Source organism: Flavobacterium branchiophilum FL-15 (assembly GCF_000253275.1).
In the GTDB taxonomy this organism is placed as follows: Bacteria; Bacteroidota; Bacteroidia; order Flavobacteriales; family Flavobacteriaceae; genus Flavobacterium; species Flavobacterium branchiophilum.
This window is the reverse complement of record NC_016001.1, coordinates 3,114,171-3,131,325: the sequence shown is the minus strand read 5'-3', so window position 1 is coordinate 3,131,325 and position 17,155 is coordinate 3,114,171. Positions and strand designations below refer to the sequence as shown.

The following is a 17,155-nucleotide window of genomic DNA, read 5'->3' as shown; positions in this document are numbered from 1 at the left end:
GTGATTTTAAGTAAGCATTTGAATTTCTTTTTCAATATTGGTTCGAGCTGTTTTTTCATATAAATCTCTGAAAGCCGTTGTTTGATAAATAAATGGCTGTTCGAGAAAATGTTCCAAGGCTTTTTTCCGACCTGGTTTGTATAGAAAATCAGGATAAATGCGGTATTCTTTTCGGATTTGGTTGCAATAAATCTGGTATTGTTCCCAATCTTTGGACAGAATTTTCAAATCAAAATCGATGAGCCAATTCACATCTGCAACCGAATTGTGTTGGTGCAATTTAGTAGCCATAATGAGTTCAAACACCAAATTTTTATCCAATATGGCATTGGTTTTCAATAAATTACATGCAAATTCGGCACTTTTGAGTTCGTTGTCTTTTTTTGTTGCACTATATATATAATCGTGATAAAATAGACTAAACAACACTTCTAGCGGCTGTTTCAATTCTGTTTGGTAGTGTTCAAAGCAAGTAATCATTTCTTCCAAATGGGTCAAATTGTGATAATGCCTTGATTTTGAGCTGTATTTTTGTGCCAATGCTTCCCAAAGTATTGAAATTTGATTGGGTTCAAAACCTATTTTGAGCATTAAATTGGGGTATATATTTTGGATTTTCATTCGTTTTTTTACAAAATTACAACTTTTTTTCTTCTACGCAAAATAGTTACGTACTAACGATTGCATCTTTGCATTGTTGAAATGAAAACGTTCTTTGAAAATGAAATAAATAAAAATATCAAACAAGTCCAGTTGGGTGTTTCAGAAAGGCACTATTGTGAGAACTGATGCAGTTTTGTATCTCGGTTTCTTATGCAACTTGATTTGATGGTTTCGGGGTTTTCCAAAAAATTCCACCACGCTATGGGTCATGGGTTCGAGTCCCATTTTATCTTTCGGGATAAATAATTCAGTCTGGTTAGAATAATAGCTTATTTAGGGTTCGAATCCCCGCCTTAACAGGTGATTGCTCAATTGGCAGAGTAACAGATGTGAGTCTGTTTGGAGCGTTTTTAGTCGCTTAATAAACTAAAAATCAATAAAAAACACTTGGACGAAAGTCGGTTTTTGACTTGCAAAATGTGGGTTTAAAAACACAGGTGATAAAGCCTGAAATCAGCTTCGTTTTCCATGCCGTTGGGATTTATTTTTATTAGAAAAGACCCGATTTATTTTGGGTTTGAATCGATAAAAAACCCTCTCAATGCCGTTGCTAACTCACTGTTTTCCGCTTTTGAGCTTGGATTTTCGTTACGTGTTTTTTTAAAAAAATTAAATTTTAAAATTAGTTTTATTTAAACAGTAAGGCATTAAGAATCATTAAGTTAGAATTTGCAATGGCTTTTTTGATTAGAAATAAAGAAGTACAAACGAATGAGTCTAAAAGTGAACAAATTGATGATTTTCAATTTAACGAAAAATGGCTTTGGAACACGGATGCCCGCAGCCCGACCTGAGTGGAGCTCTTTTTTTCTTGCCTGTGCGGCTAGTGGTTTTGGCAAGAAAAAAAAGCGGGAACGGAGGGCGGAATAGCTGCCCAAATAATAAAAAAAATCGAAAAAATTAAAAAAATCGAAAGAATTAAAAAAAAATCTAAAAAATTAAAAAAAATGATAAAAAAAGTAAAAATTGAGGCGTACCAAGTGGGTTTGGTAATGAAAAACCGAGCATTGGACCAAGTTTTAAACCAAGGAAATTATTGGTTGTGGGGTACTAATGAGGTAAAATTGTATGATATGAAACAGTCGTTTGTGTCACCAATTGAATTGACTATTGCATTGAAAAACAGCACGTTGGCATCCATGCTCGAAGTAGTTGAAGTGAAGGAACACGAGATTGTTTTGTATTTTGTAAACGGCTTGTTTCGAGAGGTTTTGGGAACGGGGCGTTATGCTTTTTGGAAAGGATATCAGGAAAACAGTTTTACCAAAGTGGATTTGTCTAAAGTGGCGATTTCGGAACCAATTTCTAAAACGATTTTGGAAAACATGAAAGTGAAAAGTTATGTTAGAAAATTTCAAATTATGAGTTATGAGCAAGGTTTGTTGTTTGTGAATGATGTTTTTCAGCAAAAATTGGAATCAGGGGTGTATTATTTTTGGAACAATGCCATTCCGGTTGAGGTGAAAAAAGTGGATGTTAGGCAACAGCAAATCGAAATTTTGGGTCAAGAATTGCTTACCAAAGACAAAGCCACTTTGCGAATGAATTTCTTTGCTCGCTACCAAGTAACAGACATCATGAAGGCGATTGTGGAGAACAAAGACTTTGAAAAACAGTTGTATGTAATGTTGCAATTGGCACTTCGGGCGTTTGTAGGCACTTACACTTTAGATGAATTGTTGAGTAAAAAAGACACTATTGCCAACATTATTTTGGAGGAAGTTGCCACAAAAATGGAACGATTGGGCTTGGAGGTTTCTGATGCTGGAATTCGAGATGTGATTTTGCCTGGCGAGATGAAAGAGATTATGAATCAGGTACTTATGGCTGAAAAAAAGGCACAAGCCAACAGCATTATGCGAAGAGAAGAAACCGCTGCGATGCGAAACATGTTGAACACCGCCAAATTGATGGAAGAAAATGAGATGTTGTGGAAGTTGAAAGAAATGGAATATGTGGAGAAAATTTCGGATAAAATTGGAGAGATTACAGTTTCGGGAAGTGGCAATCTTATTGGGCAATTGAAGGAGATTTTTGTGAAGTGAGATATAAAAATTCAAAAATTTAAAGATTGATTAAAAATAGTTTTGTAGTTTAGCTATGAAACTATTTTTTTTGTTTTTCAAATGTGATTTATTTAGAACACCAAAAAGCTACTCCATTTGGTTTATAACTATTTGATTATCAATATTTTATTTTTACTTTTTTTATTAGCACTTGTTTTTAGATGTTAATTAATTTAGAAAATTATTGGTAAATCACAAGTTAAATTGAAGTTATTTTAAATATTCTTTGTTTTTTAAAATATTAAATATATATTTGCGCAATCGATTGCACTTTATTGTGTTGATAACAAATTAAATCGTATTTACTAAATCAACCTATTCAAAATGAAAGAAGAAAAAAACATAAAAGGAAATTTCCGCTGGACCATTTGCAGTTTACTTTTCTTTGCCACAACAATCAATTATTTAGACAGGCAAGTGCTTTCCTTAACTTGGAGTGATTTTATTGCACCAGAATTTCATTGGACGAATAATGATTATGGTAATATAACAGCTTTGTTTTCTATTTTTTATGCGGTATCTTTATTGTTTGCAGGTCGTTTTGTGGATATTTTGGATACCAAAAAAGGATTTCTTTGGGCTATCGGGGTTTGGTCTGTTGGAGCTTGTTTACATGCTTTTGCAGGTATTGCCACCTCAGGAATTTTAACTGGAAATTGGTTGGTTGGTTTTGAAGGAGCAAAGGACATAATTGAAAACGTGAATGACACCGGTATGGTTATCTCTACCAGTGTAACCCTATTTATTTTTGCACGATTTGTTTTAGCAGTGGGTGAAGCGGGCAATTTTCCAGCAGCAATCAAAACTACTGCAGAATATTTCCCTAAGAAAGATCGGGCTTTTGCTACCAGTATTTTTAATTCGGGAGCAACTATTGGCGCTTTGGCAGCACCAATTACAATTCCTTTTATTGCAAAAGCTTTTGGATGGGAAATGGCATTTATTATCATAGGAGCTTTAGGTTTTGTATGGATGGGATTTTGGGTGTTTTTATATGACAAACCTGAAAAACATCCCAAAGTTAGTCCTGAAGAATTAGAATACATTCAACAAGATGTAATTGCCGATAGCAAATTAGTAGGCTATGTTGCTGAAACGACTACCAAAGTAAGTTTAAAAGATTGTTTTCGTTACAAACAAACCTGGGCTTTTGCCTTTGGAAAATTCATGACAGACGGAGTTTGGTGGTTCTTTTTATTTTGGACACCAGCCTATTTAAGTTCGGTTTATAACATGGATTCAACAGAAGCTGCTTTGCCATTATTTGTATTGTACATGATTACTTTACTTTCGATTATTGGCGGATGGTTGCCAACCTATTTTGTTGATAAGAAAGGAATGAATCCGTATGATGGAAGAATGAAAGCAATGTTGATTTTTGCATTTTTCCCTTTGTTGGCTTTAGTAGCGCAACCTTTGGGACACTATTCGTATTGGTTGCCCGTAATTATTATTGGTATTGCGGGTGCAGCGCATCAAGCTTGGTCGGCTAATATTTTCACCACTGTTGGCGACATGTTTCCTAAAAAAGCCATTGCAACGGTAACAGGAATTGGCGGATTAGCAGGCGGATTAGGCTCTACCCTTATTAATAAAGGTTCAGGGGTGTTATTCGATTATACAAAAGAAACGAATATGGCTTTTATGGGTTTTGAAGGAATCGAAGCGGGTTACTTCATTATCTTTTCAATCTGTGCGGTTTGTTATTTAATTGGCTGGTCGGTAATGAAAACCTTGGTGCCAAAATACAGTCCGATTACTGATTTGTAATTATTAAAAGAAAATTTTTAGTATAACTAAATAAATAGAAAATGACCAATTTTGAATTCAGATACGCATCTCATCCAAAAGATGCGAATACATATAACACAAGCGAATTGAGAGCGCATTTCTTAATTGAAACGCTTTTTGTTCCCAATCAAATCCAGTTAACTTACTCGATGTATGATAGATATATCGTTGGGGGTATAATGCCTGTTGATAGAAGTATCAAATTAGAAACGATTCCGTATTTGAAGTCAGAGCATTTTCTTGACCGAAGAGAATTAGGAATTATCAATGTAGGTGGAAGCGGAAAAGTAACTGTGGATGGTGTGGATTATTTCTTAGATAAAAAAGAGGCTTTGTATGTAGGACAAGGTTGTAAAGAAGTGCTTTTTTCTGCCACTAATGGAGAACAACCTTTGTTTTATATTAATTCGGCTCCAGCGCATCACAAATTTCCAAACAAAAAAGTCACCAAAGAAAATGCCGAGATTGTGCATTTAGGAGAAGAAAAATTTGCCAACAAACGCATCATCAATAAGCTGATTGTAAATAGCGTGGTTGAAACTTGCCAATTACAAATGGGTTTAACCGAATTGTTACCAGGAAATATTTGGAATACAATGCCATCTCATACACACAATAGACGAATGGAAGCTTATTTCTATTTTGATTTAGAAGAAGGACAAACCATCAGTCATTTTATGGGCGAACCTCAAAACACACGACACATTTTCATGCAAAATAACCAAGCGGTATTGTCTCCAGAATGGTCGATTCACTCTGGGGCGGGAACGTCAAACTATTCTTTTATTTGGGGAATGGCGGGTGAGAATTTAGATTATGGCGATATGGATATTGTGGCACCTAACGAATTACGATAAGCGATGAATTTATTTGATTTAACAGGCAAAAGAGCCTTGATTACTGGCGGAACTCATGGTTTGGGTATGGCAATGGCAGAAGGATTGGCACATGCCGGAGCTGAATTAGTAATTACGGGAACAACACCTTCTAAAATGGAAGATGCATTGCACTATTATAGCAATAAAGGGTACAAAGCTTCAGGCTATTTATTTGATGTAACCAATGAAAAAGCAGCTGCTGAGAATATAGATTTGATTGCGAAAGAATTAGGCGACATTCATATTTTAGTGAATAATGCCGGAATCATCAAAAGAGAATTGGCTACGACCATGTCGGTTGCCGATTTCAGACAAGTTATCGATGTAGATTTAGTTGGGCCTTTTATCATGTCGCAATTGGTAGTCAAACAAATGATTGAAAGACAAGAAGGCAAAATAATCAACATCTGCTCCATGATGAGTGAATTGGGAAGAAATAGCGTTTCGGCTTATGCTGCTGCCAAAGGTGGACTCAAAATGTTAACTCGAAATCTAGCTACTGAATGGGCCAAGCACAACATCCAAGTAAATGGAATTGGTCCAGGGTATTTTGCTACCTCTCAAACCGAACCTATTCGAGTGGATGGTCATCCATTTAACGAATTCATCATCAACAGAACACCTGCTGCTCGTTGGGGAAACCCAGAAGATTTAGCTGGTGCCGCGGTGTTTTTGGCATCCAAAGCTAGTGATTTTGTAAACGGACAAATTGTTTATGTAGATGGTGGTATTTTGGCTACCATAGGTAAACCTTCAAACGAAAATTAATTATTTTTTAAAATAGCATGAGCACAACATTCATTCACGACAATTTTTTATTAGAGAATAAATACGCAGAAGAATTATACCATAATTATTCTAAAAACCAGCCTATCATTGATTACCACAATCATTTGTCTCCGCAGTTTATTGCTGAGGATAAAATTTTTGATAATGTAACCAAAGTTTGGATCAATGGGGATCATTATAAATGGCGTGCGATGCGTACTTTAGGGGTGAATGAACAATTCATTACCGGGAATGGTTCTGATAAAGATAAGTTTTTGAATTGGGCTAAAACGGTTCCATATACGATGCGTAATCCTTTGTACCATTGGACACATTTAGAACTGGCTCGTTATTTTGATATCTACGATTTGTTGAATGAAAAATCAGCAGAGAAAATATATGAAGAGGCTTCTGCCAAAATCAATTCGCCACAATACAGCACGCAAAATTTGCTTCGCAAAGTGAATGCTGAATTTGTGTGTACTACCGAAGATCCAATCGATAATTTAGAGTACCACCAACAATTATGTAAAAGTGCTTTTGAAGTAAAAGTAAGTACGGCATTTAGACCAGATAGAGCTATTTTAATTACTGCAGATGGCTATAATGACTACATCAATACTTTAGGAGAAGTAGCTGGTGTTTCCATCAATTCGTATGCTGATTTATGTGCTGCACTTCGAAACAGAATTGACTATTTCGACAAAAACGGATGCAAATTATGTGACCATGGTTTGGATCAAGTCTATTTTGAAAATTATACCGAAAGTGAAGTCAACGCGATTTTCAAAAAGAAAAGAGACAACGCTGCACTTACGAATGAAGAAGCTTTGAAATTCCAAAGTGCGATTTTATTTTTCTTATTTGAAACCTATCATGAATTTGGTTGGGTACAACAATTGCATTTGGGAGCTTTACGAAATAACAATGCACGTATGCACCGCATATTAGGTCCTGACACTGGTTGGGATTCTATTGGAGATTATCCACAAGCACAAAAACTATCAGGGTTTTTAAACGCCTTAGATAGCAAAGATAAATTGACTAAAACAATCATCTACAATTTGAATCCAGCCGACAACGAAGTGATGGCAACGATGATTGGAAATTTTAATGACGGTAGTGTCAAAGGAAAAGTACAATTTGGTTCTGGATGGTGGTTTTTAGATCAAAAAGACGGAATGACCAAACAATTGAATGCCTTATCAAACATGGGTTTAATTAGCTGTTTCATCGGAATGTTAACCGATTCACGAAGCTTTTTATCTTTCCCAAGACATGAATATTTCAGACGTATTTTGTGTAATCTTTTAGGAGACGAAATCCAAAGAGGGGAATTGCCAAATGATATGGAATGGATTGGTAAAATGGTATCTGATATCAGTTACAATAATGCAAAAGAATATTTCAAATTTTAATCGGTACATGCCCTAAATTTTGAAAAACTCTTTTTAAACTATAGATTATGAACAAAGTAGTCACTTTTGGCGAAATCATGTTGCGCCTTTCCACAGAGAGTCATTTGCGTTTTGAACAAGCAAAGGGATTTACCGCTACTTATGGTGGTGGCGAATTTAATGTAGCGGTTTCATTAGCAAATTATGGAATTGATGCCGAGTTTGTAACTCGCGTACCGAACAATGAAATTGGTATGTGCGCAGTAAAAGAAATGCGAAAAATGAATGTGGCTTCTCAAAATGTACTTTTTGGTGGCGACCGTTTAGGAATCTATTACTTGGAAACTGGTGCCGGAAGTAGAGCCAGTAATGTGGTGTATGACAGAGCTCATAGCGCCATGGCATCGCTTGAAAAAGGAATGATTGATTGGAAGAAAATTTTCAAAGGAGCAACTTGGTTTCATTGGAGCGGTATAACACCGGCTATTTCAGATTCAGCTGCTAAAGCCTGTTTGGAAGCTGTAAAAGCAGCTCATGAATTGGGATTAACCATTTCTTGCGATTTGAATTACAGATCTAAATTATGGCAGTATGGAAAAACTCCTGCTGAGGTTATGCCTGAATTATTACACTTTACCAATGTGATATTAGGTGATATTGATACGGCTTTTTTTATGTTAGGTCAAGCCAAGGTAAATCCAGATTATCAAGATACGAATTCATTGCCTGTTGTTTACGATAGGTTATTTGATTGGTGTCCCAATTTAAAAACAATGGCAACAACCTTACGCTATTCGGTAAGTGCTTCGCATCAAAGAATAGGCGGAATTTTGTATGATAAAAAAGCAATTTATAATTCCGTGGTTAGAGAAGCTACTCCAGTGGTAGATCGTGTTGGAAGTGGAGACGCTTTTATGGGTGCCTTGATCTACGGATTGATTTCTCAACCTAACAACAAACAACGTATTGTTGATTTTTCTGTAGCGGCTTGCTCACTAAAACACAGTATCGCGGGGGATTATAATTTGGTTACACTTAAGGAAGTTGAAAACATGATAGATGGCGATGGATCGGCGCTGGTTTCAAGATAAAATAGAATATGAGTACAATACAAAAAATAACAGACGCTATCATTCAACAAGGCATGCTTCCATTGTATTACAATGAAGACGAGAATGTAACTATTGAGGTTTTGAGAGCCATTTATAGAGGTGGAATCAAAGCGGTTGAATACACGAGTAGAGGTGAGGCAGCATTGCGAAATTTCACCAAAATGATTGAAGTTCGAAATGCAGAAATGCCCGATTTATTATTGGGAATTGGAACTATTAAAAATGTAGAACAAGCCGAAGAATATTTTACCGTTGGTGCAGATTTTTTTATCAGTCCGGGATTTGTGCCTGAAGTTGCTACATTTTTGATTGGAAAAGGCGCTTTATACAGCCCAGGTTGTATGACACCAACAGAAATCATTGCGGCTGAAAATGCGGGAGTAACTTTTATAAAATTATTCCCCGGCAATATGTTAGGGCCTGATTATTTGAGTAGCATCAAAGATATTTTTCCAAAATTGGTGTTTATGCCAACAGGAGGAGTAGATACTACACACGAAAATATTGAAGCTTGGTTTAAAGCAGGAGTTTCTGCAGTGGGGATGGGTAGTAAATTAATCAGCAAAAAGTTAATGGCTGATCAAGATTATACCACTATTGAATCAGAAACAAAAAAAGTATTGCATTTAGTACAAACCGTTAGAACAAATTTATAATTCATTGGAACCTAATTTTTCATTAGCGGGCAAGGTAATCGTTGTAACCGGAGGAACCGGTGTCCTAGGAGGAGCATTCGTTGAAGCGATAGCTGCTGCTGGTGGTATCGTTGGAATCTTAGGGAGAAACGAGAAAATCGCAAATGAAAGAGCAATTGCAATTAATCAAAAAGGCGGACAAGCCTTGGCTTTAATTGCTGATGTAACAAATGAATTGCAATTGGAATCAGCTTGCCAGCAAATGCTTGCTACTTATGAAAAAATAGATGGATTAGTCAATGCGGCAGGAGGGAATATACCGGATGCAGTTGTACAACCGAATCAGGATATATTTCAACTTAATTTCCAAGCATTGCAAGATGTGATGCAATTGAATTTGATGGGAACAGTAATGCCTACACAGGTTTTTGGAAAAGCAATCAAAAAGAATGGTTCAGGAAGTATTGTCAATATTTCTTCAGTCGTTTCTCAGTTGGCTATAACAAAGGTTTTAGGGTACAGCATGGCAAAGTCGGCTATTGATTCTTATACCAAATGGTTTGCAACCGAATTAGCCAATCGCTTTGGAGATGCCATTCGGATGAACGCTATTGCACCGGGATTTTTTTTAACAGAACAAAATCGAACTTTGTTAACGAATCCCGATGGAAGTTTGACAGAAAGAGGGGTTTTAATCATAAAAAACACCCCCTACAAAAGATTTGGAAGCCCAGAAGAATTAAATGGGGCTTTGGTTTGGTTGTTAAGTGATGCCTCAAAATTTGTCACAGGCACCACGATTACAGTTGATGGAGGGTTTACCAATTTTGGAGGAGTATAAAATGGTAATAAACGGCTTATGATTATTTTTTAAAATATCCCCTGCTATTCCTCTAATGGGGGGTATTAAGAAGAAGAAAATAAGTCGTTTATTCTAATTTAGGTAATTATAAAATAGCATCGAATTAATAATACAATGGAAAAATTAAACAGAAAAAGTACAGGTTTAGAAAACAGATTACCCATAAAAGTAGTTCAATTTGGAGAAGGAAATTTTTTGAGAGCCTTTGTGGATTACGCTTTTCAAAGATTAAACAATGAAGTGGATTTCAATGCGGGTATCGCAGTTGTTCAGCCATTGAAGGATGGTATGGTAAATATGATTAACGATCAAGATGGTTTATATACGCTGTTTATGAACGGAATCAAAAAAGGAGAAAAAATTCAAGATATACAGTTGATTTCCAATATCGTAAAAGCGATTAATCCCTATAGTGATTTTGCAGATTATTTGGCATTAGCTAAAGAAGAGGAACTTCAGTTTATTGTTTCAAACACAACCGAAGCTGGAATTGAATTTCTGGATACAGACACTCCAGATATGCAGCCGCCTGCAGCTTTTCCTGCTAAATTAACTGTTTTATTATACGAAAGATTCAAACATTTCAATGGAGATGCTTCAAAAGCAGTAACTATTATTCCTTGTGAATTGATAGATTATAACTCTGAGACATTAAAAAAATGCATTTTACAATACTGTGATTTATGGAATTTAGATGCTGCATTTGTTAAATGGGTTTCAGAAGATTGCACCTATCACAGTACTTTGGTTGACAGAATCGTTCCGGGATACCCAAGAGCTGAAATTGAAGAGTACAACAGCAAATTAGCGTATCAAGACAACTTAATTGTAGCTGCTGAACCCTTTTTCCTTTGGGCTATTGAAGGAGGAGCAGATTTGAAAGCCAAACTTCCATTCGATAAAACAGATTTGAACGTGAAGATTGTTGACGATATTCGTCCTTTCAAAATGATTAAAGTTCGAATTTTGAATGGTGCACACACTGCAATGGTTCCTGTTTCTCTTTTATTTGGGAACAAATTGGTTATGGAAACCGTTAATGGAGGTTTTACGGGGCCGTTTGTCGATAAGGTAATCGCTGAAATTAGCGAAACGCTACCAATGGATAAAAATGAAATTACGGCTTATGCTGAAGAGGTAATGGATCGTTTTAGAAATCCATTTATCAAGCATGCGTTAGCGGACATTGCTTTAAATTCAATTTCAAAATTCAAAGTAAGAGTTTTGCCAAGTTTGTTAGGGTATTATACTACTACTAAAAAATTGCCTAAAAGTTTGACTTTTTCATTAGCTTGTTTGATCCAATTTTATAAAGGAACTTGGAATAATGAAGCTTTACCGGTAAAAGACACTCCAGAATTAGTTGAAGCATTTAAAAAAGCTTGGGAATTAGGAAATATAGAATCAGTTGTTGCTGCAGTTTTAGCAAATACCGATTTCTGGGATGAAGATTTAAACCAGGTTGAAGGACTTTCACAAGCTGTAGTGCATGCATTAAATGAAATTGAAGCCAATGGAATTCAACAAGGTTTTGTAAATTTTAGTAAACAATAATTATTTTACCACGAAGGTTTGGTTTAATTTTAAAACAATTAAAAGTACAATATTAATGTCTTAATGGTGAAAATTTTATTTAAACATTAAGGCACTAAGGTTCATTATAAAAAATTAATAATGTTTTATTTTCTTAATGGTGGAATTTTTTTTAAACATTAAGGCATTAAGGTTCATTAAGTTAGAATTAAAAAAAAACAAGTTATTAATACTTAATTTTCTTAATCCCTTAATTTCTTAATGGTGAAAATTTTATTTAAACATTAAGGCTTTAAGGTTCATTATAAAAAATTAATAATGTTTTATTTTCTTAATGGTGAAATTTTTATTTAAACATTAAGGCATTAAGGTTCATTAAGTTAGAATTAAAAAAAAACAAGTTATTAATACTTAATTTTCTTAATCCCTTAATTTCTTAATGGTGAAAATTTTTTTTAAACATTAAGGCATTAAGGTTTATTATAAAAAATTAATAATGTTTTATTTTCTTAATGGTGGAATTTTTTTTAAACATTAAGACATTAAGGTTCATTAAGTTAGAATAAAAAAAACAAGCTATTAATGCTTAATTTTCTTAATCCCTTAATTTCTTAATGGTGAAATTTTTTTTTAAACATTAAGACATTAAGGTTTATTAAGTTATAAAAAAAACAAGTTATTAATGCCTAATTTCTTAATGGTGAAAATTCTATTTAAACATTAAGACACTAAGGTTCATTAAGTTATAAAAAAAATAAGTTATTGATGCTTAATTCTCTTTATGGTAAAAATGTTATTTAAGTTCATTAAAATATATTAAAAGTTCAAATTTGTATAAACAAAGGTTCATATAAAACCCACTAAAATATTGATAGAATCAGTAAATAAGTTGGTTTAGTAATCCTTAAAAAGATAATAACATGCAAAAAAAATTAATAAAAGTAGATCCTACTGATAATGTAGCGGTAGCTTTAGTGGATCTGATTGCTGGAGAAACTATTGCATTTGAAGGAGAAGACGTTGTAGTATTATCAGATACTAAAATGAAGCATAAGATTGCGATGAAAGATTTTGAATCTGGAGACAAAATTATTATGTACGGTGTAATCGTTGGAAAAGCAAGTCAAACAATTGCTAAAGGAGATGTAATCACTATTGCAAATGTTAAACACGAAAGTGCTAAAGTAACAGGTAAAACAGATACAATTGGTTGGGATGTTCCTAACGTTGACAAATGGAAAGATAAAACTTTCATGGGATTTCATAGAACAGATGGTCAGGTTGGAACCGAAAATGTTTGGTTGTTTTTCCCATTGGTATTCTGTGAGAACAGAAATATCGAAATCTTAAAAGGAATTTTCGAAAAAGAATTGAAAAAACCAAAAGAAAACGATTACCAATTGTTACTTCGCTCTTTAGTAAATTCTGAAACGGGAGCTGATGATGCAGTTACAAAATCAGCAGAAGTTGATTTATTTGAAAATATTGATGTGAAATTTATTCAGCATCAAGGCGGTTGTGGCGGAATTCGTCAGGATTCTCACTCATTAGCTAAGCTTTTGGCTGGATACGTGAACAATCCCAACGTAGCAGGTGCTACTGTTTTAAGTTTGGGTTGTCAAAACTTACAAATTTCTATTTTCCAAGATGCTATGAAAGCGATTAATCCAAACAGCGATAAGCCTGTTTTGATTTACGATCAACAATCTATTGGAACTATCGAAGAAATGTTGAGTACTGTAGTAAAAGATTCTTTTGCTGCAATTAAAGAAGCTAATAAAATTGTTAGAAAACCAGCTCCATTATCTAAATTAACAATTGGATTAGAGTGTGGTGGTTCGGATGGATTCTCTGGAATTTCAGCTAACCCAACATTAGGTGTTTTATCTGATAAATTAGTGGCATTAGGGGGTACTACCATCCTTTCTGAATTCCCAGAATTATGTGGAGTGGAACAGGAATTAGTAAACCGTTGTATAGATGATAAAGATGGGGAACGTTTCTTAGAATTAATGAAATGGTATGAAAAATCAGTGGTTGATGCCGGTTCGGGATTTGATATGAATCCATCTCCGGGTAATATTAAAGACGGTTTGATTACAGATGCAATGAAATCAGCAGGAGCTTCTAAAAAAGGTGGAACTTCTCCAATTGTAGGGGTTTACGATTATGGAGAATACATAAACGAGCCAGGGTTTACATTGTTATGTACTCCAGGAAATGATGTTGAGTGTACTACTGCAATGGTAGGTTCAGGTGCCAATATGGTATTATTTACAACAGGTTTAGGAACTCCAACAGGAAATCCAATTGCTCCAGTTGTAAAAGTGTCATCGAACACGCAATTGGCTAATAAAATGTCTGATATTATCGATTTTAACACGGGTGAAATTATTACTGGTGAAAAATCGATTGAAGAAATGGCAGACGAAATGTTAGAATATATTATTAAAGTAGCTAGTGGAGAAATTAAAACCAAAGCGGCTATTTTAAACCAAAATGATTTTATTCCGTGGAAACGAGGGGTTTCTTTATAAAAAAGACAATTCAGAAATAGAATATTTTGGGCGTTCCCCAAGGGTCGGGCTATTCGTTGCAATCTTTTTTTGGGTGGGTGCAGGCAGAAAAAGCCCGCACCCACCCAAAAAAAGGATTTCCACTACTATCCCTAACGCAACATCAGTTTTCAAGATAGATTTGTATTAAAAAAAAGAAGGTGTAGCTTCAAAACTACACCTATTTTTATTGATTTTGTCTATTGGAAGATTTTCGAGTGAGTAACTCAGGCACAAGAACAACTTTCTTTTCTATTTTTATATTTTCGGTATTATTAATTTGTTCCAAAAACACTTTGGCTGCCATTTTACCCATCATCATGGGCGATTGGTCTATAGATGAGATAGATAACTCCATAAATTTTGTAAAAGGTTCGTTACCAAAACCCACAACACAAAAATCTTTTGGTATAGAAATGCCTTGTTCTTTTAATTCTTGAATGGCACCTAATCCTGCAAAATCACTCGATGAAAAAATCGAATCAGGCGGATTATCTAGTGCTAACAATGTTTTGGTTGCATTTATTCCTGCATCAACACTACTTTTGGTTCTTATTACATAGTCTTCTTCAAAAACAATTCCATGATCAAGCAATGCTTGTTGGTATCCCTTAAAACGATTCTGAAATATCTCAAGGGATTGATCTCCAGAAAGATGTGCGATCTTAGTACAACCTTCATCAATTAAATGTTTCGTAGCTATATAACCTCCCTCAAAATCATCAATAGTTACTGAACTCACGCCATCTACATTCATTTTTCTATCAAAAAAAACCAAAGGGACGTTGCTTTTTATTACCCGTTTAATCACTTGTTCATTTTCTGAACTCACATTGGAGATGGATATAAATACCCCATCAACTTGTGCGTTTAATAAGGTATTGATGTTTTCAATTTCTCGTTTACTATTTTCGTGTGTTTGACAAATGATGACATTATATTTATGAGGGTATAATTCTTCTTCAATTCCCCGAATGACAGAGGCAAAAAAATTACTGTCAATTCTTGGAACAATAACGCCAATATTGTTGCTTTTTCCGCTTCTTAATGCTGCGGCCAATTTATTGTGTTTATAATTAAGTTTAGCGGCAGTTTCTTTAACAAGGTCGCAAGTAACTTTACTTATTCTAGGATTATTATTTAACGCTCTAGATACAGTGGCTGCAGAAATATTAAGTACTTGCGCTATATCATAAATTGTTTTCTTTTCACTCATTGTCTAAGTCCTTTTTTTCTGGTAAATGTAGCAAAAATAATAAATGTAGATTTTGAATCTTTAATTTATTTTTCATCCAAGCAACAATTTGTTTACTTTTTTGAAATACGAATAAAAAAAAACAATTTTCTTTATAAATATGATTTTTTATTTGGTAAAACAAAATATAATTTTTATGTTTGCGCAATCGATTGCATTAAATGAAATAATGCCCTGCAATAGGACAATAATAGTACTAATTTTATAATTATGAAGTTTTCAAATACATCCTTTAAAGTTTCTTTTTCGATACTTATCATGTTGCTCTTGATTTCGTGTGCTTCAAAATTGTCTAGTGAGAAAAAATCAAACTCCAATTGGGACCAACTCAACACCATTTTTAAAGATGTTCAACCACCTGTGTTTCCAAATAAAACCTTCAACGTAATGGATTATGGTGCTATTTCAGACGGGGTGTTTGATAATACGGTTGTTTTCAACAAAACAATCAAAACATGTTCAGAAAAAGGTGGCGGCATGGTTTTAATTCCAAAAGGAACCTATTTTACTGGGCCAATTCATTTAGACAACAACGTAAATCTTCATCTAAGTGAAGGAGCAGAAATAGTGTTTAGTACCAATCCAAAAGATTATCCCTTAGTTCACACCTCTTTTGAAGGAACAGAGCTCATGAATTATTCGCCATTGATTTATGCATACAATAAAACAAACGTGGCAATTACTGGAAAAGGAATTTTAAATGGTAAAGCCAGTAATGATAACTGGTGGCCTTGGTGTGGCAAAAGTGTTTATGGTTGGAAAAAAGGGGATCCAATACAAAATGTGAAACAACTAATGGAGTCTGCCGAAAAAGGAATGGCTGTTAAGGATCGTGTTTTTGGCGATGGAAATTATTTGAGACCCAATTTCATTGAGTTTTTTGAATGTAAAAATGTACACCTCAAAGACTTTAAAATTGTAAATGCCCCGTTCTGGATCATTCATCCTATAAAATCAAATCATGTTATTGTTGATGGAATACATATTGAAAGTCATGGTCCCAACAACGATGGGTGCGATCCTGAATATTCAAAAAATGTCATTATTCGCAATTGTACTTTTGATACGGGAGATGATTGTATCGCCATCAAAGCTGGTAGGGATTCAGATGGCAGAAGGGTTGCCATAAAAAGTGAAAACATTTTAATTCAAAATTGTAAAATGTTTGATGGTCATGGTGGTGTAACGATTGGAAGCGAAATTTCAGCCGGAGTTAGCAATGTTTTTGTAGAAAATTGCATCATGGATAGTCCGGAACTGGATAGGGCAATTAGAATAAAATCCAATACCCGACGCGGTGGTATAATCGAAAATATTTATGTAAGAAATATTACTGTTGGTGAAGTCAAAGAATCGGTTTTGGGTATCGATTTGCACTATGGTGTTCATGGCAATCAAACGGGTACTTTTATGCCCATTGTTAGAAATATATTTATTGAAAATAGCACTATAAAAAACGGCGGTTTATACGGAATTTTAGCCAAAGGACATCCGGGGTTTCCCATTAGCAACATCCGTTTTAAAGAAGTTACCATAGAAAAAGTGGAAACGGATTATGCTATAGAAAATGTTGAAAATTTAAAATTTATAAATACCTATATCAATGGATCCTTGATAGAAAGTCCAAAAAAACAATAATC

General features: G+C 34.5%; 13 protein-coding genes. 11 read left to right on the top strand and 2 right to left on the bottom strand.

All coding sequences use genetic code 11. The annotated features are described in order from the left end of the window. Nucleotides 1–6: 6 nt before the first annotated feature. Nucleotides 7–621 (bottom strand): HD domain-containing protein, encoded by a 615-nt coding sequence (locus FBFL15_RS13570; protein WP_014085123.1) that lies wholly within the window; start codon nucleotides 619–621, stop codon nucleotides 7–9. Between the two features lie 989 nt (nucleotides 622–1,610). Between FBFL15_RS13570 and FBFL15_RS13565 the strand changes: the two genes are divergently transcribed. The 10 genes from FBFL15_RS13565 (at nucleotide 1,611) to FBFL15_RS13520 (ending at nucleotide 14,242) form a co-directional block, all read left to right on the top strand. Beyond that, the gene (locus tag FBFL15_RS13565) at nucleotides 1,611–2,708 is read left to right on the top strand and encodes a slipin family protein (RefSeq protein WP_014085122.1); all 1,098 of its coding nucleotides are present in this window, start codon (nucleotides 1,611–1,613) and stop codon (nucleotides 2,706–2,708) included. A 345-nt stretch (nucleotides 2,709–3,053) separates the two neighbouring features. Further along, a complete protein-coding gene (locus tag FBFL15_RS13560) occupies nucleotides 3,054–4,499 on the top strand; it encodes an MFS transporter (RefSeq protein WP_014085121.1) in 1,446 nt (481 codons plus the stop codon). 41 nt (nucleotides 4,500–4,540) lie between these two features. Beyond that, complete coding sequence (kduI, locus tag FBFL15_RS13555; protein WP_014085120.1) at nucleotides 4,541–5,377, top strand: 5-dehydro-4-deoxy-D-glucuronate isomerase; 837 nt, start codon at nucleotides 4,541–4,543, stop codon at nucleotides 5,375–5,377. Between the two features lie 3 nt (nucleotides 5,378–5,380). Continuing rightward, complete coding sequence (locus FBFL15_RS13550; protein WP_014085119.1) at nucleotides 5,381–6,166, top strand: gluconate 5-dehydrogenase; 786 nt, start codon at nucleotides 5,381–5,383, stop codon at nucleotides 6,164–6,166. Nucleotides 6,167–6,183: 17 nt separating this feature from the next. Next, nucleotides 6,184–7,584: a glucuronate isomerase gene (uxaC, locus tag FBFL15_RS13545; RefSeq protein ID WP_014085118.1), complete on the top strand. Its 1,401-nt coding sequence runs from the start codon at nucleotides 6,184–6,186 to the stop codon at nucleotides 7,582–7,584. A gap of 47 nt (nucleotides 7,585–7,631) precedes the next feature. Continuing rightward, nucleotides 7,632–8,654 (top strand): sugar kinase, encoded by a 1,023-nt coding sequence (locus FBFL15_RS13540; protein WP_014085117.1) that lies wholly within the window; start codon nucleotides 7,632–7,634, stop codon nucleotides 8,652–8,654. Between the two features lie 8 nt (nucleotides 8,655–8,662). After that, a complete protein-coding gene (locus FBFL15_RS13535) occupies nucleotides 8,663–9,331 on the top strand; it encodes a bifunctional 4-hydroxy-2-oxoglutarate aldolase/2-dehydro-3-deoxy-phosphogluconate aldolase (RefSeq protein WP_014085116.1) in 669 nt (222 codons plus the stop codon). 4 nt (nucleotides 9,332–9,335) lie between these two features. Beyond that, on the top strand, nucleotides 9,336–10,151 hold the full coding sequence (locus FBFL15_RS13530; protein ID WP_014085115.1) for an SDR family oxidoreductase: 816 nt from the start codon (nucleotides 9,336–9,338) through the stop codon (nucleotides 10,149–10,151). A gap of 135 nt (nucleotides 10,152–10,286) precedes the next feature. Continuing rightward, nucleotides 10,287–11,726: a tagaturonate reductase gene (locus FBFL15_RS13525; protein WP_014085114.1), complete on the top strand. Its 1,440-nt coding sequence runs from the start codon at nucleotides 10,287–10,289 to the stop codon at nucleotides 11,724–11,726. 899 nt (nucleotides 11,727–12,625) lie between these two features. Next, nucleotides 12,626–14,242: a UxaA family hydrolase gene (locus FBFL15_RS13520; RefSeq protein WP_014085113.1), complete on the top strand. Its 1,617-nt coding sequence runs from the start codon at nucleotides 12,626–12,628 to the stop codon at nucleotides 14,240–14,242. 205 nt (nucleotides 14,243–14,447) lie between these two features. On the opposite strand, the gene FBFL15_RS13515 is transcribed toward FBFL15_RS13520, so the two are convergent. Further along, complete coding sequence (locus FBFL15_RS13515; RefSeq protein ID WP_014085112.1) at nucleotides 14,448–15,476, bottom strand: LacI family DNA-binding transcriptional regulator; 1,029 nt, start codon at nucleotides 15,474–15,476, stop codon at nucleotides 14,448–14,450. 249 nt (nucleotides 15,477–15,725) lie between these two features. On the opposite strand from FBFL15_RS13515, the gene FBFL15_RS13505 reads away from it, so the two are divergent. Then, complete coding sequence (locus FBFL15_RS13505) at nucleotides 15,726–17,153, top strand: glycoside hydrolase family 28 protein (protein WP_014085111.1); 1,428 nt, start codon at nucleotides 15,726–15,728, stop codon at nucleotides 17,151–17,153. The last annotated feature ends 2 nt before the right edge of the window (nucleotides 17,154–17,155 follow it).